Raw genomic sequence first — 21,523 nt, 5'->3', positions numbered from 1 at the left:
AAACAGAAAAGGATTGATCAAGAGATGGCGGAAACACATCCGATTATAAAAAAATTGCAGTTTAAGGACTTCGGGCAGCCTGTGCTCATCGTAAACGCGCCAGAGCCTTACAATGAAATCAAGGCAGCATTTCAAGGTGAAGTGCATGACAGGGCTGAAAATGGCAAATATGACTTTGTGCAAGTTTTTGGCACGGCAAATGAAGATCTGCAGGCATCAGCCCGGGAAGCGGAGCATCATGTGGCAGAGGATGGATTATTTTGGCTTTGCTATCCGAAAAAATCCTCCAAAGTGTACAAGGGTTCGGATTGCAGCCGCGAGACGGTAGCCGCATTGCTTGCTGATCAAGGCTATGAGCCGGTTCGCCAGATCGCAATTGATGATGATTGGTCTGCCCTGAGGTTTCGAAAAGCGGAAAAGATCAAGAAAATGAAACGGAAATTTGCCGTGACGGAAAAAGGGAAACAGCGTACTGGGAAAGAATCATAAACACTTGACGATGTATTTTTAGCCCGGCAGGAATGTTCACCTTGTGAAATAAAGGACACAAAAAAGAAATATCATCATGTTCAATATTTCACAAACTTCTGTATAATATATCTTATATTTTAAATTCCATAGAGAAAAGAGGTATGCAGCATGAAGGAATGGGCATTTGTATCAGACTTTGACGGGACGATTTCCAAACAGGACTTTTATTGGATGGTCATTGATAAATATTTTCCTGAAGGCCATGAATTGTTTAAAAAGTGGAAGGCGGGAGAATTAAAAGATATTGAATTTTTAGGCACCGTTTTCGCTTCAATCAATCAAAGCGAACAAACAATCATCGATGACATCCATTCCATTCCGATTGATGAGTATGTACCAGACTTCATTCAGCATGTCCGGGAAAATGGCGGCGACTTTTTCATTCTAAGCGCAGGAACAGATTATTATATTCATTATATTTTGAAAAAATACGGCATTAAAAATGTCGAGGTTTATTCAAATAAAGGCTTTTTTAAAGAAGACAACGTCCATACGACAATTGATAAAAACCATTGGCACTACTCTGAACGATATGGCATTGATAAATCAAAGGTTATACAAAGGTTGAAGGAACAGTATCAGACGATTTATTTCGCGGGTGACAGCGAACCTGATTCCCATCCGGCAAAGTTTGCGGATGTTACGTTTGCAAAAGACGCGCTCCAGGATATATTGCGTGAGCAGGATGTGCCGTTTGTAGCGGTTGAGACTTTCGAGGATATCGAACGGCACTTAAAGCAAAAAGGAATGATCGTCTAATGCCGCGCCGGGTGACGAATATCGCCATTCCATCGGTTTTGGATATTAGTGAAGGCGTATTTGGCCGGTTGGAGGCGATCTTGGAAAAGCACCAGTTTGATAAGGCCATTATGTTTTTTGATGACTTTTCATATCAGCAATATGAGAATTCATTAAAATCCGCTTTTCAAAAAGTCAAAGTCGAAGCCGTTAAACTGCCGTCCGGCCTCGATCTTCAGCAGCTGATTCAGAAAGCATTTTCCATCGGGAATTATGATGTCATGATCGCCATGGGCGGTGGATATGTCGTTGATTGCGGAAAATATATCGCTTTTTCAAAACGCACCCCGTTCATCAGCATTCCGACATCGGCATCCAACGACGGGTTTGCGAGCAGCAATTGCTCTCTTCTGGTCGAGGGCAAAAAAACGACGGTGCCGGCCCGGGTTCCTTATGGGATTATTGCCGATTTGAATATCATTCAAAAAGCACCAAAATGCTTTATTTTAGCCGGGATTGGAGACCTGATGTCCAATATTACCGCCCTTTATGATTGGGAATTTGAAGAGCGGCACGGAGCCGGCAATGTGAATGCGTTCGCGTCTATGCTCAGCAAAAAGGCAGTGAACAGTTTCGTCCGTACGCCGATGAAGGATATTAAACAGCCGATCTTTTTGAAAGAGTTGGTCAGTTCATTAACAATGGGCGGCATCGCCACGGAAATCAGCGGGAACAGCGCACCCATCAGCGGTTCAGAGCACCTGATATCACATGCGCTCGATAAAATCTCAAAAAAACCGCAGATGCACGGTATACAAGTAGGGTTGGCCACCTATATAATGGCCCATGTCCAGGATCACCGTGCTGAGAGAATTGAAAAGGTGTTTACAAGAACGAGTTTTTTCGATTATGTAAAAACGCTTCATCTTGACAAACATGAATTTCGTGAAGCGATCAGCCTTTCCCACACGGTGAAGCCAAATCGTTATACATATTTGCATGAAAAGGCATACCGTGAAAAAGCGCTTCGTTTGCTTGATGAAGACCCCATTCTTCAAGACATATTTTAAGACATGCAAACAGTCTCCGCGAGAGGCTGTTTTTTTGCTGTGGGGGGTTTTCCGGATGATGTCATAAAGGAAAAGGCAAGGACTGTGGTAAAATAAAGGAGAAATAGGTCATAGGTATGAGTTTGAGGCACGATTTTAATCAGGGAGAGTGGAACATGTACAAACTAATCGCGATAGATATGGATGGAACATTGTTGAATGACCTTCATGAGGTAACAGAGGAAGTGCGTGATGCCCTTCATGCGGCGAAAGCGCAAGGCGTGAAGATCGTCCTTTGTACCGGACGCCCTCTCGGCGGAGTAAGCCGCTATCTGGAAGAACTGAATTTAAATGAAGATGGCGATTATGTTATCGCCTATAATGGCGCGCTTGTTCAAAATACGCATACACAGGAGGTCGTATCAGAGCTGACGCTTCGCTATGAAGATTTGAAATCTTTATATGAACTCAGCCAAACCCTTGATACCCCGATGCACTTTTTCGACTCATCTTATTTATATACGCCAAACCGCGATATCAGCCCCTATACAGTCTATGAATCAAACGTCACCCAGGTTCCGCTCCGTTTTCGGACGATGGAGGAGATACCGGAAGACATACTGGTGACGAAGGCGATGTATATTGATGAGCCGGGGAAGCTTGACAGGACCATCGCCGCTATACCGGAGGAAGTAAAGGAACGTTACACAATGGTGAAGAGTTCGCCGTTCTTTTACGAAATTCTTCATCCTGCGGCCAGTAAAGGAAATGCCGTTCGGCAGCTCGCCGATCTGTTAGGCGTCGCAAGAGAAGAGGTGATGACGATAGGTGACAACGGCAATGATCTGACAATGATCGAATGGGCAGGCTGCGGAGTTGCGATGGGGAATGCCATACCTGAGGTGAAGGCCTCTGCAAATTATGAAACGAAATCAAATAATGAAAACGGCGTTGCCCACGCCATTCACGAGCTTGTATTATCCAAATAAAAAAGCCGGCCTTTCGAAAAGGCCGGCTCTTTCTTTACTTGCGCCGCCAGTCTTCAATCTGCCAGACGTGCGTCACCCAGTCTTCATAAAAGGACGGTTCATGGGACACGAGCAAAATCGTTCCGCTATAGTTCGAGAGCGCTTTTTTTAAAGCGTGCTTTGCCGATCTGTCAAGGTGGTTCGTCGGTTCGTCAAGGACGAGCAGGTTGCTTCTTGAAAGCATCAGCTCCGCAAGCCGGACTTTTGCCTGTTCGCCTCCGCTGAGCGTGGCAAGCGGCTGGCTGATATGCTCCTGTGTCAAACCGGACATCGCCAGCGTCTGCCTGATGTCTTTTTCTGCTACATTCGGAAAGAGCGCCTGTACTTTTTCAAGCGGCGTCTCGCGTGAGGCGAGGCTTTCCTGTTTAAAATAAGCGGCCTGCAAATGCTGTCCTGCCGTGACAATGCCGCTTAAGGGCTTAAGCTCGCCTAGCAGCGTGTTGACAAGCGTCGATTTTCCGGCGCCGTTTTCTCCGACGATGGCGATTTTATCGCCCCGCTTTACAGTCAGGGAAAGCGGTTTGAATAATGGCACCGCATAACCGGCCTCAAGCTTTTCCGTCTTGAGCACGGTCATCGCCGGATTTCGCCCTGTCTGAAATGCAAAGCGGGGGGCGGGAGGATCTGCCGGTTTTTCGATTCGCTTGATTTTGCGCAACGTTTTTTCCCGGCTTTTTGCCTGCTTCGCCTTCCGGATTCGATTCCGGTCAATAAATGCTTCCAATTTTTCGATTTCCCTGCTTTGTTTGGCGTAAGCAGCTTCCATTTGCGCCCTGCTTTGTGCATATTCCTTCTGAAAGTATTGATAGTTCCCAGGGTAGCGCTTGATCGTTTGATGCTCCAAATGAAATGTCACCGTCGTGATCTCATTTAAAAAACGTTCGTCATGCGAGATGACGAGAAACGCGTGTTCATAGTGCTTCAAATATCCGGTAAGCCAGTCAATATGCGCTGCATCCAAATAGTTGGTCGGCTCATCCAATAAGAGCACATCTGGTTCCTCGAGCAAAAGCCTGGCCAGCAGCAGCTTTGTTCGCTGACCGCCGCTTAATGCCGTGACATCCTGATGAAGCCCGATCTCCGTCAGTCCGAGTCCTTGGGCCGCATCCTCGATTTTTGCGCCGATACGGTAAAACCCCGAAGCATCCAGTTCAGCCTGAAGCTCTCCGTATGTTTTCAGCATGGCGTCCAAGCCGTCTCCGGCGTTCGCCATCTTTTCGGCAAGCATATTCATTTTCTTTTCAGTTTCAAAAAGCCGTTCATAGGCTTTTTCCAGGTATTCCATGATGGTGGTGCCCGCCGTCAGCTCGGCGTGCTGCTTGAGAAAACCGGCCCGGATATTCGGATGCCATTCGATGTACCCGTCATCAGGCAGCAGGCTTCCGGTCAAAAGCCGGAACAATGTCGACTTTCCGGCGCCATTTGCCCCGACGAGGCCGGCATGCTCGCCTTTCAGCAAGCGGAAGCTGACATTCCGGAATATGATCCGGTCTCCGTACATATGGGTAAGGTTCGTTACATTGACAATACTCATGATCATTCTCTCCTTCAGGCTTATTTTTGAAAAACAAGCCATCTAAAGAGAACAGCGCGAAGCATCGCCATCCTGCCGGCAAAAAAAGCGGGTAAGGCAAATACACCTCACCCGCTACATATGAACATACAGCAAGAAAGGATGTGAAATCGTATCAAACTGTTCCCGAGATGGCTTGTCTAAAAAAGGGCAGACTTCTCCCGTCTTTAAGCCAATTCTCTTTTAAGAACAGTTGATAAGATTTTCATTCCTTTCCACCTCATGCAGTCAAAATTTCCTTCATTATCAAATTATATGAAGGACGGGTACGGATGTCAAATTGCTCATTTCCATTACATATTGACATCAATCAGACGGTATGTTATTTAAGATGTGAATAGGAAGGATATTGAAAAATCGTTTTCATCACAAAAAGGAGAGAGAAAAGATGGCTAAAAAAGAATTCAAAGCAGAATCCAAAAGATTGTTAGACATCATGATTAACTCAATTTACTCCCAAAAGGAAGTCTTTTTAAGGGAGCTGATCTCCAACGCGAGCGACGCCATCGATAAAATCTACTACAAAGCGCTCACGGATGATTCTTTAACATTTCACAAAGATGACTATTACATAAAAGTGAAGGCCGATAAGGAAAACAGAACATTGACCGTATCAGATACCGGGATCGGCATGACAAAAGAGGAGCTGGAAGAGCACCTCGGAACGATCGCAAAGAGCGGTTCGCTTGCGTTTAAGCAGGAAAATGAACTGAAAGACGGGCACGATATCATCGGCCAGTTCGGCGTCGGATTTTACGCCGCGTTTATGGTGGCTGATGTTGTCACCGTTATCACAAAGGCGCTTGGCAGCGATGAAGCGTATAAGTGGGAATCTGCGGGAGCCGACGGGTATACGATCGAGCCCTGCCAAAAAGATAACGTCGGTACAGACATCATTCTGAAACTGAAAGAAAATACGGATGATGAAAGTTATGATGAATACCTTGACGTGCACCGTTTAAGATCAATCATTAAATCGTATTCCGATTTCATCCGCTATCCGATCAAGATGGATGTCACCGTCAATAAGCCGAAAGAAGACGGCGAAAACGAATTCGAAGAAGTCCAGGAAGAGCAGACAGTCAACAGCATGGTGCCGATTTGGCGGAAAAATAAAAACGAGCTCACAAAAGAGGATTATGAAGCGTTTTATGCGGAAAAGCACTACGGTTTTGACAAACCGCTCGCCCATATTCATACGAGCGTCGACGGTGCAGTCAGATACCATGCCATATTGTTCGTACCGGAGAACATTCCGTTCAACTATTATTCAAAAGAATTTGAGAAAGGCCTGGAGCTGTATTCAAACGGGGTCTTGATCATGAACAAATGCCCGGATCTGCTCCCTGACCACTTCAGCTTTGTGAAGGGAATGGTAGATTCAGAGGATCTATCCCTCAACATTTCAAGAGAGATGCTCCAGCATGACCGCCAGCTCAAGCTGATCGCCAAAAACATCAGCAAGAAAATCAAAAATGAGCTGAAAAGCCTGCTGAAAAATGACAGGGAAAAATACGAGTCTTTTTATCAATCGTTCGGCAGACAGCTCAAGTTTGGCGTCTACAACGAATTCGGCGCCAACAAAGACATGCTGAAGGACTTGCTGCTGTTCTACTCTTCCAAAGAGAAAAAGCTTGTCACGCTGGATGAGTACGTATCGAGAATGCCTGAAGATCAGAAATTTATTTACTACGCGTCAGGAGACTCGTATGCCCGGATCGAAAAGCTTCCGCAAACTGAGCTCGTTTCGGAAAAAGGATACGAGATTTTATACTTTACCGAAGACATTGACGAGTTTGCCATTAAAATGCTGGGGCAGTATCAGGAGAAAGAATTCAAATCCGTCTCAAGCGGCGACCTCGGAATCGAGGCAGACGAAGACCAAAACAAATCTGATGCGGACGAGAAAGAGCACAAAGCCCTTTTCGATGAAATGAAAAGCATACTGGCCGACAAAGTCAAAAGCGTAAGGGCGTCAAAACGCCTGAAAACCCACTCTGTATGCCTTGCTGCCGACGGCGAAGTCACGATCGAAATGGAGAAAATTTTAAACGCCATGCCTGACAATCAGCATGTCAAAGCCGACAAAGTACTGGAGATCAATACAAATCACGACGTTTTCAAAACGCTTCAGGACGCTTTTGAAAGCGATAAAGAAAAATTCAAACTGTACACAGGCCTCCTGTACAACCAGGCCCTTCTCATCGAAGGTCTGCCGATCGAAGATCCTGTCGAGTTTACGAACGATATCTGCAAAGTAATGTCGTAAAAATAAGCTGCGTCTCGAGAAGCCTCGAGACGCAGCTTTTACTTTGCTTTTTTTTACGTCTTTGCCAAGGACAAGAATGCACCGGAAGTCTTGAAACTCTTCAGCAGCCAGCTCTTTGATATTGGGGGATCACCCATTTCTATCCTTTCACTTAATGCTTGACGACCTCCTGTCCACGAACATTCCAAGTCATCGCAAAGATGAGGGCAGCAATCGCGCAGGAAGCCGTTAATAAAGTAAATCCTGCGTTCCAGCCGGCTGCATCAACGATGGCTCCCATTAAAGCGTTGGCTGTCATCGTTCCGCCAAGGTAGCCGAACAGGCCTGTAAGCCCTGCGGCGGTTCCGGCTGCTTTTTTCGGTACAAAGTCAAGCGCCTGCAAGCCGATCAGCATGACCGGGCCGTAGATGAGAAATCCGATCGCAATCAAGGAAATCATGTCGACCAACGGATTTCCCGCAGGGTTGAACCAGTATACGAGCACGGCGATCAACACGCCGAGCATAAAGACAAAGCCGGCAGGTCCGCGGCGTCCTTTAAACCATTTATCAGAGATCCAGCCGCATAAAAGCGTTCCCGGAATACCCGCCCATTCATACAGAAAATAGGCAACGCTTGATTTGCTCATATCAAACCCTTTTTCTTCGCTTAAATAGGTAGGCGCCCAGTCCAATACGCCGTAGCGGACGAAATAGACAAAAATGTTCGCAAGTGCGATCGCCCAAACCCATTTATTATTTAATACGTATTTAAACAGGATTTCCTTTGTCGATAATTCGGTTTCAAACGTTTTTTTCGTTTTTGTTGAATAATCGTTGCGATATTCTTCAATCGGCGGCAGTCCGACAGACTGCGGCGTATCGCGGATTAAGAAATATGAGATAAATGCGATGACGATTGCGACGAGTGCAGGCAATATAAACACGCCTTCATATCCTGAAGAAGATGTGCCGGCGATTCCGGCGAATACTGCAACACCCGCAATGGCAATTGGAGCCATCAATCCGCCTCCGACATTGTGGGCGACGTTCCAGATCGCCGTTTTATTTCCCCTTTCGCTCACGCTGAACCAGTGAACGAGGACGCGTCCTGACGGAGGCCAGCCCATCCCCTGAAACCAGCCGTTTAAAAACAGCATAATAAACATGACGGCTACAGAAGAAGTAAAGAAAGGAACAAACCCCATAAGCAGGCTGATGATGGCGGAAAGAATCAAACCTGCCGGCAGGAACATTCTCGGATTGCTTCTGTCCGATATCGTCGCCATCACAAACTTGCTGATGCCGTAAGACAGCGAAAGGGCTGACAAGGCCAGGCCCAGCTGTGATTTTGAAAACCCTTCTTCGATAAAATACGGCATGGCGAGCGAGAAATTTTTGCGAATTAAATAGTATGCTGCATATCCGATGAAAATGCCGAGAAACACTTGCAGTCTGAATTTCTTATATTCAGCATCGATTTTTTCATCAGGCAATCTGTCAATCGGCGGTGCAGGTTTAAAATGCTTAATCATGTTGTCCTCCTGTGTCTGTATTACTTGTTTTCGTTTAACACTTCATGCAGGCGATCGGGAAAGTTGGTGAACATTCCGGTGACGCCCCAATCGAACAGTCTCTGCATGTCTTCTTTTTCATTGACAGTATAAGGGTGAACGAGCAATCCGTGTTTGCGCACCTTTTGGACGTATGCTCGATCAATTTGATCAAAGTTCATCCCGAGACCGACGCTGTAAGATTGATACGCCTCAAGCTCGTCATCCGAAACGGCCGCCGGCCCATCGTACCAAAGCAGCTGCACAAGAGGGATGCCAGGGTCCAGGCGGTGAATGATCTTTAAGCTTTCAGTGCTGAACGATTGGATGATGACTTTGTTCGAATGAACGCTTGGCCCCGTTAATTTATATTTTTTTAGGATTTGCAGCAGCTTTTCTTCCATTTTTGGATAGACTTCGGGCGATTTTGTTTCAATATAATAGCGGGCGTTTCTGCCGAACTTTTGAATCACCTCTTCGAGCGTTGGAACCTTCAACCCGGCGTACTCATCTTTCGCCGATTCGGGATATTTTTTATTAAACCACGAGCCGGCATCCAGTTTTTTGATTTCTTTTAATGTATGATCTTTGACCGGTCCCGTTCCGTTTGTTGTGCGGTCCAGTGTTTCATCATGCATGGCAATCAATCGGCCGTCTTTTGTCATTTGCAGATCGATTTCTATGTAATCTCCTTTCATACGCTGTCCAAGCTCATAGGCTGATAGAGTATGTTCAGGGGCATGGCCCGATGCACCGCGGTGGGCGATGTTTAGTATTTTATTAGGATTGAGCGGTTTGGCGGCCGGTTGCGCAGCCTCCGCCTGAACGCCCGCTCCTAAGCCGGTTCCGATCAGAGCGGCGCACATGAATACACTGCGTAAAAGTCCTTTCACTTTGTTCGTTTCCCCTTTCTTTTTTTGGATCAAAAATTCACTTTCCCCCTTTGGATATGAATCTGCTAATAAAGCGACATAGAAAAAAGACCCCAAAAAAACCTCTGAAACTAAAGGGTTTTTCTGTGGATCTCCTGAATCTCCGTCACTATTATTAACTTAATCCCTATCATATCAGAGTTGGAAGCGCTGTCAATATTTTTTGTAAAAAAACCTATCATGGAAGATAGGTTTTTTAAATGTTTATTTTGCAAACAATTGGTCGATGTCATCGATATCGTCTTGAGACAGTTTGACATCAGCCGTTTTTAAGTTATCCAGCAGCTGGTCTGCGCGTTTTGCTCCCGGAATCAACATGTCAATCTCCGGTCTTGCAAGGTACCAGGCTAATACGACGTGAGCGATGTCAACATTGTGCTTCTCAGCGATCGGGACCAGCTCGTTCACTTTTCTGATATTTTCTTTAAAACGGTCGCTTTGGAAATGTTCCATCTCCCTGCGGAGGTCGCCTTCAGGGAATGTCGTGTCTTCTGTATATTTACCTGCGAGCAGTCCTGATACGAGCGGGAAGTACGGAACAAACGAAATATCATGCTCCTGGATATACGGGAAATAGGTCGTTTCCGCTTCCCTGTTCAACAGGTTGTATTCGCCTTGGAAAACATCAACAAGTCCGTCTTTATTCGCTTCTTTAAGCTGTTCGAGAGAGAAATTGGAGACGCCGATCGCCCGGATTTTCCCCGCTTTTTTCAGCTCGTTGAGCGCTTGGACGGCTTCATCTTTCGGCGTATGTTCGTCTGGGAAGTGAATGTAGAAGAGATCGATGTAATCTGTTTGCAGACGCTGTAAGCTCTCGTCCACAGACTTCTTCAAAAATGCCGGAGAGTTGTCAAAGACAAAATCGTTTCCTTCTTTCCTGTGAGCCGCTTTCGTTGCAATCACAACATCTTCGCGGTTGAATTCGCGGAGGACTTCACCGATCAGCTCCTCAGAACGGCCGATTCCGTATATGTATGCAGTATCCAGCATCGTCACGCCGTTTTTGAGCGCTTCCCTAACCAGTTCTTTTCCCGTTTCTTCATTCAGGTTCGGATAGAGGTTATGGCCGCCGACTGCATTTGTTCCCAAACCGATCGGAAATACGTGAAGATCAGACTTGCCCATTCTTACTTTTTTCATCGTTTCCCCTCCAAAAAATTAATAGACAGACTTGACCGGCCCGGCCGGCCAAGTTGTTCTCTTTCACTATAAACGCTATGCAAGATGGATTTCAATTTTATGCTCTTGGCAGAACTGATTGTAATCCTCATCAAGAGGCTTGGATGTTACAATGGCGTGCAGCCTGTCAAAGCGCGCATACGTCAGCAAGGTTGATTTGCCGAATTTGGAGTGGTCAGCCAGCAAATAGACTTCCTTTGCTTTTTCAGAAATCTTCTTTTTGATTTCATATTCGAGCAAATCGGAGTTTGTCAGCCCGTGTGTCAAAGTTGCTCCTGTGGCCGACATGAAGGCTTTGTTGATGTTGTATTTATCCAATGTCCCCGGATCATCCATCCCGACAAAGGACTGCGTTTTCCGCTTAAAGTTGCTGCCGATGATAATAAGGTTTATGTTTTTCAAGGCTGCCGCGGCATTGATAATATCAAGACTGTTCGTTAAAACGGTTACATTTTTATTTGGATCAAGCGTTTCTAAAATGGACCGCGTCGTCGTCCCGGAATCGATAAAGACGAGATCGTGATCTTCGATAAACCGTGAAGCGTAATGTGCGATTTTCGTTTTGGCGTCTTTATTTTGGATTGTGCGATTTTCGAAAGGGATCAAAACCGTTTTTTCAATCGCCGTCACGCCGCCGTATACCTTTTTGATAACCCCTTTCTCAGTCAATTTGTTGATATCGCGTCTGACCGTGTTTTTAGAAACATTAAAGACCTGGCACAGTTCGTCTAATGAAACGGTGCCATTTGTCAAAATATACTCTTCCATCTCCTTTATCCGCATCAATTTCATATTTTAAAATCTCCTTCATGGAATCTTTAATTAAAATATAGATAAAAACCAAGAGTTAATCAATAATTGCTTAAGAAATGATAACATTGGTGATTATTTTTTGCAAGGATTGGCTGTATTCCATATTATTACACATATATTATACTAAGATTTTCAAGGAAAAATTTATTTTTTTAATGATTGACTTATGGGTATGATCGGATTAGAATATAACCAAGAAGTGACCAAAACGTGATAATTTTTATGAAATGTTGAGCTTAAAAAGGCTTTACATATCGTTTTCGGTTCTTTTATTGTAGCGAAGTTAGTTGTTTTTTTGTAAGCGTTTAATTTTTTTCGAATCGGTCATGCATGCCGTCTATGACGCCCTATCTGTACCAGAGGATTAATAATTAAGGAGGTTATAAGAATGGCAGAAATCAGAAAGTTAAGAAACTATATTAATGGCGAATGGGTTGAAAGCAAAACCGATAAATACGAAGATGTCGTCAATCCTGCAACGAAAGAAGTACTGTGCCAGGTGCCGATCTCCACGCGGGAGGATATAGAATACGCCGCCCAAACAGCGGCGGAAGCGTTCAAAACTTGGTCGAAAATAGCCGTGCCGCGCCGGGCGAGAATCCTATTTAACTATCACCAGCTTTTGACTCAGCATAAAGAAGAGCTTGCCCGCCTGATCACGATCGAAAACGGAAAAAACACAAAAGAAGCGCTTGGCGAAGTGGGACGCGGGATCGAAAATGTCGAATTTGCCGCGGGGGCTCCGTCTTTAATGATGGGTGATTCGCTCGCAACGATCGCAACTGACGTTGAAGCGGCAAACTATCGCTATCCGGTTGGTGTCGTCGGCGGAATTGCCCCGTTCAACTTCCCGATGATGGTTCCGTGCTGGATGTTCCCGATGGCGATTGCTTTAGGAAACACGTTTATTTTGAAACCGTCCGAGCGCACGCCGCTGTTGACGGAGAAGCTGGTTGAGCTGTTTGAAGAAGCCGGACTTCCAAAAGGCGTATTCAATGTGGTATACGGCGCGCATGATGTCGTCAACGGCATCTTGGAGCACCCGGAAATTAAAGCAATTTCATTTGTCGGCTCCAAACCGGTCGGAGAGTATGTTTATAAAAAAGGAAGCGAGCATTTGAAACGCGTTCAATCGTTGACGGGAGCCAAAAACCATACGATTGTGCTGAACGACGCCAACCTGGAGGATACGGTGACAAATATCATCGGCGCAGCCTTCGGTTCTGCCGGAGAACGCTGCATGGCCTGTGCGGTTGTAACCGTAGAGGAAGATATCGCCGATGCATTTATGGAAAAATTGGTTGAGAAAGCGTCCGAAGTCAAAATCGGAAACGGCTTGGATGACGGTGTATTCTTAGGCCCGGTCATTCGCGAAGAAAACAGAAAGCGCACGCTCGGATATATCGAAAAAGGGATTGCAGAAGGCGCCAGACTCGTCTGTGACGGACGCGGAAACGTATCTGACGAAGGTTATTTCGTCGGCCCGACGATCTTCGACAATGTGACAACCGATATGACGATTTGGAAAGACGAAATTTTCGCGCCGGTTCTGTCGGTTATCCGCGTGAAAAACTTAAAAGAAGCGATTGAGATCGCCAACAAATCTGAATTTGCAAACGGTGCATGCCTGTTTACCTCAAATTCCAACGCGATCCGCTATTTCCGCGAAAACATTGATGCGGGCATGCTCGGGATCAACCTTGGCGTTCCGGCTCCAATGGCATTCTTCCCATTCTCAGGCTGGAAGTCATCGTTCTTTGGAACGCTGCATGCTAACGGAAAAGACAGCGTCGATTTCTATACGCGCAAAAAAGTCGTAACTGCAAGATATCCGGCGCCTGATTTCAACTAAACAGATCATTTCCGAACGGCGTGAATCCCGCGCTGTTCGGTCCATGTTTCAAGATATAAAAAGGAGGCTGTTTCAATGAGTCATTTGCTGCGCAAGCCGCAGGCGGTTGAGCTTTCTCAAGGCGTGAAGGTTGTACACGAAGTCAAAACGTCAAATTCGGATCTTCAATATGTGGAATTTAAAGTCATCGATCTCGCACCCGGCGCCCGCTACTCGGAGGAATTAAACAAACAGGAATGCTGCATCGTCGCGGTTACCGGAAAAATCACGGTGTCTGATCGAGATGTGACATTTGAGAACATCGGCACGAGGGACAGCGTGTTTGAAAAAAAACCGACGGACAGCGTCTATGTGTCAAATGACCGCACGTTTGAAGTGACAGCGGTTACACAGGCGAGGATCGCCCTTTGTTATTCCCCTTCAGAAAAACAGCTGCCGACGAAATTGATTAAAGCGGAAGACAACGGCATTGAGCACCGCGGAAAATTCAGCAACAAACGGACCGTCCATAACATTCTTCCCGATTCAGACCCTTCGGCGAACAGCCTTTTGGTCGTCGAAGTCTACACCGAAAGCGGAAACTGGTCCAGTTATCCGCCGCATAAACACGATCAAGACAATCTGCCAGAAGAATCGTTTTTAGAAGAAACGTACTATCATGAGCTTGACCCTGCACAGGGCTTTGTATTCCAGCGCGTGTATACGGATGACCGCTCCATTGACGAGACGATGACCGTCGAGAATGAAAACGTTGTCATCGTGCCGGCGGGATATCATCCGGTGGGGGTTCCTGACGGCTATACATCCTACTATTTAAATGTCATGGCAGGACCTGTGCGCAAGTGGAAGTTTCATAACGATCCAGACCATGAATGGATCCTGGAACGCTAACAATCAGGCGAGGAGTGGCTGTTGAAGATGAAATATACGTTTAACGAAGAGAAGGAATTTGACATTGTGGCGATCGGCCGCGCATGCATTGATTTGAACGCTGTCGAATACAACCGGCCGATGGAAGAAACGATGACGTTTTCGAAATATGTCGGCGGCTCGCCGGCCAACATTGCGATCGGCAGCTCAAAGTTGGGATTGAAAGCCGGCTTTATCGGCAAGATTCCGGATGACCAGCATGGCAGATTTATAGAATCATATATGAGAAAAACGGGCGTCGACACCTCTCAAATGGTCGTTGACAAAGAGGGGCATAAGGCGGGTCTTGCCTTTACCGAAATCAAAAGCCCCGAAGAGTGCAGCATTTTAATGTACCGGGATGATGTTGCAGACCTTTACCTCGAACCTTCAGAGGTAGACGAAGGCTACATCGCCAAATCGAAGATGCTCCTTGTCTCCGGTACGGCGCTGGCAAAAAGTCCGTCGCGCGAAGCGGTTTTAAAAGCGGTGAATCTTGCGAAAAAACATCGCGTCAAAGTCGTATTTGAGCTTGACTACCGCCCGTATACATGGACATCACAGGAAGAGACTTCGGTTTACTATACGCTGGTTGCCGAGCAGTCTGACATCGTTATCGGTACGCGCGATGAATTTGACGTGATGGAAAACAAGAGCCGGGGAAGCAACAAAGAGTCTGTCCAGCATTTATTCGGGCACTCTGCAGACCTCGTCGTCATCAAGCACGGTGTGGACGGCTCATACGCCTACAGCAAATCGGGTGAGGTCTTCCGCGCAAAAGCCTATAAAACAAAGGTCTTGAAAACATTCGGGGCGGGCGATTCGTATGCTTCGGCCTTTATCTACGGCCTCGTGACAGGAAAGACAATCGAAACGGCTTTGAAATACGGAAGCGCCTCAGCCTCTATTGTCGTCAGCAAGCATAGCTCATCAGAAGCCATGCCGACCGTTGAAGAAATCGAACAGCTTATTGCGGCACAGTCTTAAAAAAGAACGAATAAAGGTGGGATCGTTTGTGGGTAAGAAAATACGTTTAACAACGGCACAAGCGTTAATTAAGTTCTTGAACCAGCAGTATATCAATTTCGACGGCGAAGAAACACCGTTTGTCGAAGGAATCTTCACAATTTTCGGACACGGGAACGTCGTTGGAATCGGTCAGGCGCTTGAACAGGATGCCGGCCGCTTAAAAGTGTTTCAAGGCAAAAATGAACAGGGAATGGCGCATGCGGCAATGGCTTACAGCAAGCAGATGCTGAGAAGGAAGATATATGCCGTGTCGACATCTGTTGGACCGGGAGCGGCTAACCTGGTGGCCGCCGCAGGTACGGCGCTTGCGAACAACATCCCCGTCCTCTTGATTCCGGCTGATACATTTGCGACAAGGCAGCCTGATCCGGTTCTTCAGCAAGTTGAACAAGAATACAGTGCGGCGATCACGACAAACGATGCATTAAAGCCGGTTTCGCGGTATTGGGATCGTATTACGCGTCCCGAACAGTTGATGAGCAGTTTGATCCGCGCTTTTGAAGTGATGACAGATCCTGCAAAAGCTGGTCCGGCAACGATTTGCATTTCTCAAGACGTTGAAGGCGAAGCATTTGATTTTGATGAGAGCTTCTTCCGGAAGCGCGTTCACTACATCGACCGCATGGAGCCGAGCGAACGCGAGCTAAAGGGAGCGGCAGAGCTGATCAAATCAAGCAAAAAACCGCTTATTTTAGTCGGCGGCGGTGCGAAGTATTCCGGCGCACGCGACGAATTAATCGCGATGTCTGAAGCTTACAACATTCCGCTGGTTGAAACCCAGGCCGGAAAGTCTACGGTAGAAGCCGATTTCGCCAACAATTTGGGAGGAATGGGGATCACAGGTACACTGGCAGCTAACAAAGCCGCACGCCAGGCCGATCTGATCATTGGAATCGGCACGAGATACACCGATTTTGCAACATCCTCCAAAACGGCATTTGACTTTGACAACGCAAAATTTTTGAACATCAATGTCAGCAGAATGCAGGCTTATAAACTGGATGCTTTCCAGGTTGTCGCGGATGCGAAACTGTCGCTCGGCAAGCTGCACGGCTTATTGGAAGGCTACAGTAGCGCGTTCGGTTCAACCATCAAGGAGCTGAAAGACGAATGGCTGGCTGAACGCGACCGCCTAAGCAAAGTAACATTTAAACGCGAAAACTTTACGCCTGAAATTAAAAACCACTTCTCCCAAGAAGTGATGAACGAATATGCAGATGAACTGCAAACCGAACTGCCGCAAACAACGGCATTGCTCGCCATCAATGAAACGGTTGATCCAGACAGCGTCGTCATTTGTTCAGCGGGCTCTCTTCCGGGCGACCTGCAGCGGTTGTGGCATGCAAACGTGCCGAATACGTACAACTTGGAATACGGCTATTCATGCATGGGATATGAAGTATCGGGCGCGCTCGGCCTGAAATTGGCCCATCCGGATAAAGAAGTCTATTCACTGGTTGGGGACGGAAGTTTTCTGATGCTTCACTCCGAACTGATTACGGCCATTCAATACAACAAAAAAATCAATGTCCTGCTCTTTGACAACTCAGGCTTCGGCTGCATCAATAACCTGCAGATGGACCATGGAAGCGGCAGCTACTATTGCGAGTTCAGAACAGAGGATAACCGGATTTTGAATGTGGACTATGCAAAGGTTGCCGAAGGCTACGGCGCCAAGACGTACCGCGCCAACACGGTCGAAGAGCTAAAAGCGGCAATTGAAGATGCGAAGAAACAAGATGTCTCTACATTGATCGAAATGAAAGTGCTGCCAAAGACGATGACGGACGGCTATGACAGCTGGTGGCACGTAGGTGTTGCAGAGGTTTCAGAACAGGAAAGCGTTCAAAAAGCGTATGAAGCCAAAGAAAAAATGCTCGAATCTGCAAAGCAGTATTAAAGGAGGCACCAGGATGGTCAAATCGGAAATTCTATGGGGCATCGCCCCCATAGGATGGCGGAATGATGACATGCCGGAAATCGGAGCGGGCAATACCCTTCAGCATTTGCTGAGCGATATCGTCGTTGCAGGCTTTCAAGGGACAGAGGTTGGGGGCTTTTTCCCGGAACCTGTGATTTTAAATAAAGAGCTTGAGCTGAGAAATTTAAGGATTGCAGGAAAGTGGTTCAGCAGCTTTATTCTCCGCGACGGCATTGAGGAAGCTGCCAAAGAATTCAAGGCCCACTGCCAGTACTTGAAAGAAGTCCGTGCGGATGTTGCGGTCGTGTCTGAACAAACGTACAGTGTTCAGGGACTGGATAAGAACGTGTTTAAAGAAAAGCCGCATTTTTCTGATGAAGAATGGCAGCGTCTTTGCAAAGGGATGAATCATCTCGGGGAAATCGCCGGCGAATATCAGCTCAAGCTTGTTTACCATCACCATCTCGGGACGGGAGTGCAGACGGAAGAGGAAGTCGACCGCCTGATGGCAGGCACTGATCCGACGCTCGTTCATCTTCTTTATGATACGGGGCATGCCTATATTTCCGACGGTAATTACATCAATATCCTTGAAAAACATATTGACCGCATCAAGCATGTTCATTTTAAAGACGCCCGCCTTAATGTCATGAAGAAATGCAAAGAGGAAGGAAAATCGTTCAGGCAATCGTTTTTACAAGGCATGTTCACAGTTCCCGGCGACGGCTGCATCGACTTTACGGAAGTGTATCAAATGCTTTTAAAGCACGGCTATTCCGGATGGATCGTAGTAGAAGCCGAGCAGGACCCTGAAGTTGCAAATCCTCTTGAATACGCGCTGATCGCCAGAAAATATATCGACCGTCATTTGTTAAATCCCGCAGCAACCAATTAAGGGGGCTTTACATTGAGCAATGGAAATGCAGCAGTTTCACCATTCAATAAACGAACCATAGCAGCAGCTTTGGCAAACTACATCGACGCGGGTTCCATTGTAGCAGGATCAGCCGGTTTATCTTTATGGGTCAGTTATTTAAAGCTTACGGATACACAGATCGGACTGCTCGGCGCGTTGAGCGCAAACGCCATCTCAGCAGCAATCGGAGCGCTGCTCGGCGGATTTCTTGCTGATAAAATCGGGCGCAAGGCTGTCTATACGAACAGCATGTTAATTTACGCGCTTGGGATTTGTCTGGTTTTATTCGGCTTCAACTTCCCCATTTTGTTAAGCGGTTACATTATCATCGGTTTATCAGTCGGAGCTGATATTACAGCTTCTTGGACGATTATCGCAGAGAATGCTCCGAGAACAAACAGGGCCCGCCACTGCGGCGTTGCCCAAGTCGCCTAGGCTGCCGGAGCGGTTGTCGTCCTCCTGCTGTCAGTATTGCTGGGCGGGTTTGGCTTATTGGGCAATAAGATTGTCTTTGCACATCTGCTTGTTATTGCATTGATCACTTATGTACTTCGGATGAAACTGCCGGAATCTGACGCCTGGCAGGATAAATCCGAGACGGTGCAAGTCATTCACAAAACTTCTTATTTGGATCTGCTTCAGCCTAAGTTTTTAAAAAGCATTCTGTTTTTAATGGGCGTGTACTTAGTCTGGAATCTCGCGGCCGGCGTGATGGGATTCTTTATGCCTTACATTTATCAGCAAGTCGGCGGTGTTTCGGCAAACATGGCAAACATTCTGCAGATGGGGCTGTTTATTTTCACCGGGCTTGGCGTCGCTTTTATATTCATGCCTTTCGCAGACAAATATAGAAAGACGGTTTTTGGTATTGCGGCATCAATGGCCGTCATCGGCTGGTCGTTGTTTTTGCTTCCGGCAGAAGGATTGCCGATTCTCGTTCTGTTTATCGTGATGATCGGCATTAACAACGGAGCCGGACAACAGGCAAACTACCAACTATGGGCCAGCGAGATCTTTCCTACGGAGTACAGTGCATCTGCACAAGGATTGATGTTCTTTCTTGTTCGTATCTCAATAGGAGCCTGGAGCCTTTTTGTCCCGATGGTTATCACGAATATGGGCATTGGATTCATGGCTGCCATTCTCCTCGGGTGTGTGACTGTCAGCATGATCATCGGGCTCGCTTTCGCACCGAATACATCAGGCAAATCGCTTGAACAAATTCAGGAAGAACTGTACGGAACTCCGCCAGCTCAAGCTGAACAAGGACAAACAAGAAAAATTATGTAACTACTTTTGAAGGAGTGGCTATCAATGAAATTACGCATAGGTGTTATTGGTACAGGAGCAATCGGAAAAGAGCATATCAACCGCATCACGAATAAATTAGCCGGCGGAGAAATCGTTGCGGTTACAGATGTGAATCAAGAGGCAGCTCAACAAGTCGTAAGTGACTACAGCTTGAATGCCAAAGTCTATCCGGATGATGACAGCCTGATCGCAGCCGAAAATGTAGATGCGGTTTTAGTGACAAGCTGGGGACCGGCTCACGAGACCAGCGTCTTAAAAGCCATTAAAGCGAAGAAGCATGTATTCTGCGAAAAGCCTCTCGCAACAACCGCCGAAGGATGCATGCGCATTGTCGAAGAGGAAATCAAAGCGGGAAAACGCCTCGTGCAAGTCGGTTTTATGCGCCGTTATGACAGCGGTTACGTCCAGCTGAAAGAAGCGATCGACAACCGGATAATCGGCGAGCCGCTGATGATCCACTGTGCGCACCGCAACCCGTCTGTAGCGGAAAACTACACGACGGATATGGCTGTCGTTGATACACTTGTTCATGAAATCGATGTCCTGCACTGGCTGATCAATGATGATTATGAGTCTGTCCAAGTGATCTATCCGAAAAAATCGAAAAATGCACTTCCTCATTTACGGGATCCGCAAATTGTTGTCATCGAGACAAAAGGCGGGATCATTATTAATGCGGAAATCTATGTCAACTGCAAATACGGCTACGACATTCAGTGTGAGATCGTCGGGGAAGACGGCATCATCAGGCTTCCTGAACCGTCAAGCATTTCTTTGAGAAAAGACGGGAAATTCTCTACAGATATCCTGATGGATTGGCAGCGCCGCTTTGTGGATGCGTACGATGTGGAAATTCAAGACTTCATTGATTCGATTCAACAGAAAGGCGAGGTCAGCGGACCGAATGCATGGGATGGTTATATCGCCGCCGTGACAACGGACGCTTGCGTAAAAGCCCAGGAATCCGGGCAGAAAGAACCTGTGGCGCTTCAGGAGAAACCGGAATTCTATCAAACGTTTACAACTGTTAAAAAATAAAAACTTTTCGAGGAGTGAAAACTATGAAGTTAGCATTGGATCCATCGATGTATCGTGATGATTTAACTTTGGAGGAAACGGTCTATAAAACGGCGGAGCTTGGCTACGAATATATCGAACTATCGCCGCGCGAAGATTTTTGTCCATTCTATAAATATCCGAAAGTCGATTCAGCAAAGATCAAACAACTCAAGCGGCTTTTAAGAGATACCGGTGTTAAGCTTTCATCGCTCCTTCCGCTTTACCACTGGGCAGGTCCTGATGAAGATCGCCGTCAGGCAGCCGTGCGCAATTGGAAAAGGGCGATCGAAATTGCGGTTGAGCTTGAAGTCGACTTGATGAACAGCGAATTCAGCGGTTCAAAATACGATCCTTTAACAAGTGAAGAGAAATTTATCAAATCCATGGATGAGCTTCTGCCAATCTTTGAAAAAGAAGGCATTAAACTCAATCTTCAAGCCCATCCATATGATTTTATCGAAACACACAAAGGTGCGATGGATATGATCCGCGCGCTTGACAAGGATTGGATTAATCTTGTCTACTCGACTGCGCATACATTCTTCTATGATGACGGCAAAGGCGACATCGAGACAATGTTTGACGAAGCCGGCGACCGCCTCACACATGTTTTATTTGCAGATACCTATAATCATAAAGCGGCTCATGGTCTTCGCTACATCGTCAATCCGCCTGACGCAAAAGTTACGGTTCACCAGCATTTGGACATTGGTCAAGGTGAGGTCGATTTTGATACGATTTTCAGAAAGTTGAGAGAAATGAAGTTCGACGGAATTGCAACTAATGCCGTTTTTGCTTGGGTCGACGAAAGAGCGGATGAATCAAGCAGATTTATGCTTGAAAAATTGAAACAAGAACTATTAGGCTAAGCCCCTGGAGTTCG

General features: G+C 46.5%; 17 protein-coding genes and 1 pseudogene. 13 read left to right on the top strand and 5 right to left on the bottom strand.

The genetic code is table 11. From position 1 onward, the window contains the following. Positions 1-24 precede the first annotated feature (24 nt). The 4 genes from V7126_RS01110 (at position 25) to yidA (ending at position 3,307) form a co-directional block, all read left to right on the top strand. The gene (locus V7126_RS01110) at positions 25-489 is read left to right on the top strand and encodes a hypothetical protein (RefSeq protein ID WP_046130541.1); all 465 of its coding nucleotides are present in this window, start codon (positions 25-27) and stop codon (positions 487-489) included. A gap of 150 nt (positions 490-639) precedes the next feature. Beyond that, positions 640-1,290, top strand: coding sequence for an MtnX-like HAD-IB family phosphatase (locus tag V7126_RS01105; protein WP_175075937.1), 651 nt, complete (start codon positions 640-642; stop codon positions 1,288-1,290). After that, the gene (locus V7126_RS01100) at positions 1,290-2,339 is read left to right on the top strand and encodes an iron-containing alcohol dehydrogenase family protein (protein ID WP_335496083.1); all 1,050 of its coding nucleotides are present in this window, start codon (positions 1,290-1,292) and stop codon (positions 2,337-2,339) included. Before V7126_RS01105 ends, V7126_RS01100 begins: the two co-directional genes overlap by 1 nt. A gap of 155 nt (positions 2,340-2,494) precedes the next feature. After that, a complete protein-coding gene (yidA, locus tag V7126_RS01095; protein WP_175075939.1) occupies positions 2,495-3,307 on the top strand; it encodes a sugar-phosphatase in 813 nt (270 codons plus the stop codon). Between the two features lie 34 nt (positions 3,308-3,341). Here the strand turns inward: yidA and V7126_RS01090 are convergent, their stop codons facing one another. After that, complete coding sequence (locus tag V7126_RS01090; protein ID WP_175075940.1) at positions 3,342-4,880, bottom strand: ABC-F family ATP-binding cassette domain-containing protein; 1,539 nt, start codon at positions 4,878-4,880, stop codon at positions 3,342-3,344. A gap of 427 nt (positions 4,881-5,307) precedes the next feature. On the opposite strand from V7126_RS01090, the gene htpG reads away from it, so the two are divergent. Next, on the top strand, positions 5,308-7,188 hold the full coding sequence (gene htpG / locus V7126_RS01085; RefSeq protein ID WP_046130536.1) for a molecular chaperone HtpG: 1,881 nt from the start codon (positions 5,308-5,310) through the stop codon (positions 7,186-7,188). 151 nt (positions 7,189-7,339) lie between these two features. Here the strand turns inward: htpG and glpT are convergent, their stop codons facing one another. The 4 genes from glpT to V7126_RS01065 all read right to left on the bottom strand — a co-directional run bounded on the left by glpT (position 7,340) and on the right by V7126_RS01065 (position 11,622). Beyond that, the gene (glpT, locus tag V7126_RS01080; protein WP_335496079.1) at positions 7,340-8,701 is read right to left on the bottom strand and encodes a glycerol-3-phosphate transporter; all 1,362 of its coding nucleotides are present in this window, start codon (positions 8,699-8,701) and stop codon (positions 7,340-7,342) included. Between the two features lie 20 nt (positions 8,702-8,721). Then, positions 8,722-9,585, bottom strand: coding sequence for a glycerophosphodiester phosphodiesterase (locus tag V7126_RS01075; protein ID WP_175075983.1), 864 nt, complete (start codon positions 9,583-9,585; stop codon positions 8,722-8,724). Positions 9,586-9,855: 270 nt separating this feature from the next. After that, positions 9,856-10,791, bottom strand: coding sequence for an aldo/keto reductase (locus V7126_RS01070; protein WP_046130534.1), 936 nt, complete (start codon positions 10,789-10,791; stop codon positions 9,856-9,858). Between the two features lie 75 nt (positions 10,792-10,866). After that, entirely contained in the window at positions 10,867-11,622 is a 756-nt protein-coding gene (locus tag V7126_RS01065; RefSeq protein ID WP_046130533.1) for a DeoR/GlpR family DNA-binding transcription regulator, read from the bottom strand. Between the two features lie 409 nt (positions 11,623-12,031). Between V7126_RS01065 and iolA the strand changes: the two genes are divergently transcribed. From iolA to V7126_RS01025, 8 genes and pseudogenes are all read left to right on the top strand, one after another. Beyond that, positions 12,032-13,495 (top strand): methylmalonate-semialdehyde dehydrogenase, encoded by a 1,464-nt coding sequence (iolA, locus tag V7126_RS01060; protein ID WP_046130532.1) that lies wholly within the window; start codon positions 12,032-12,034, stop codon positions 13,493-13,495. A gap of 75 nt (positions 13,496-13,570) precedes the next feature. Then, complete coding sequence (iolB, locus tag V7126_RS01055) at positions 13,571-14,386, top strand: 5-deoxy-glucuronate isomerase (RefSeq protein WP_046130531.1); 816 nt, start codon at positions 13,571-13,573, stop codon at positions 14,384-14,386. A gap of 27 nt (positions 14,387-14,413) precedes the next feature. Continuing rightward, positions 14,414-15,391 (top strand): 5-dehydro-2-deoxygluconokinase, encoded by a 978-nt coding sequence (gene iolC / locus V7126_RS01050; RefSeq protein WP_046130530.1) that lies wholly within the window; start codon positions 14,414-14,416, stop codon positions 15,389-15,391. Between the two features lie 28 nt (positions 15,392-15,419). After that, positions 15,420-17,333 (top strand): 3D-(3,5/4)-trihydroxycyclohexane-1,2-dione acylhydrolase (decyclizing), encoded by a 1,914-nt coding sequence (iolD, locus tag V7126_RS01045; protein ID WP_046130529.1) that lies wholly within the window; start codon positions 15,420-15,422, stop codon positions 17,331-17,333. Between the two features lie 13 nt (positions 17,334-17,346). Continuing rightward, on the top strand, positions 17,347-18,249 hold the full coding sequence (gene iolE, locus V7126_RS01040) for a myo-inosose-2 dehydratase (protein ID WP_046130528.1): 903 nt from the start codon (positions 17,347-17,349) through the stop codon (positions 18,247-18,249). Positions 18,250-18,261: 12 nt separating this feature from the next. Next, a pseudogene (locus tag V7126_RS01035) lies at positions 18,262-19,560 on the top strand (MFS transporter). A gap of 24 nt (positions 19,561-19,584) precedes the next feature. Further along, positions 19,585-20,619: a Gfo/Idh/MocA family protein gene (locus tag V7126_RS01030; RefSeq protein WP_175075942.1), complete on the top strand. Its 1,035-nt coding sequence runs from the start codon at positions 19,585-19,587 to the stop codon at positions 20,617-20,619. A gap of 23 nt (positions 20,620-20,642) precedes the next feature. Next, a complete protein-coding gene (locus V7126_RS01025) occupies positions 20,643-21,509 on the top strand; it encodes a sugar phosphate isomerase/epimerase family protein (RefSeq protein WP_046130526.1) in 867 nt (288 codons plus the stop codon). The last annotated feature ends 14 nt before the right edge of the window (positions 21,510-21,523 follow it).

The sequence above is a fragment of the Bacillus sp. JJ675 genome, from assembly GCF_036963165.1.
Taxonomy (GTDB): domain Bacteria; phylum Bacillota; class Bacilli; order Bacillales; family Bacillaceae; genus Bacillus; species Bacillus glycinifermentans.
Note: the sequence above shows the minus strand (reverse complement) of the source record. Positions and strands in the feature narration are given on the sequence as shown.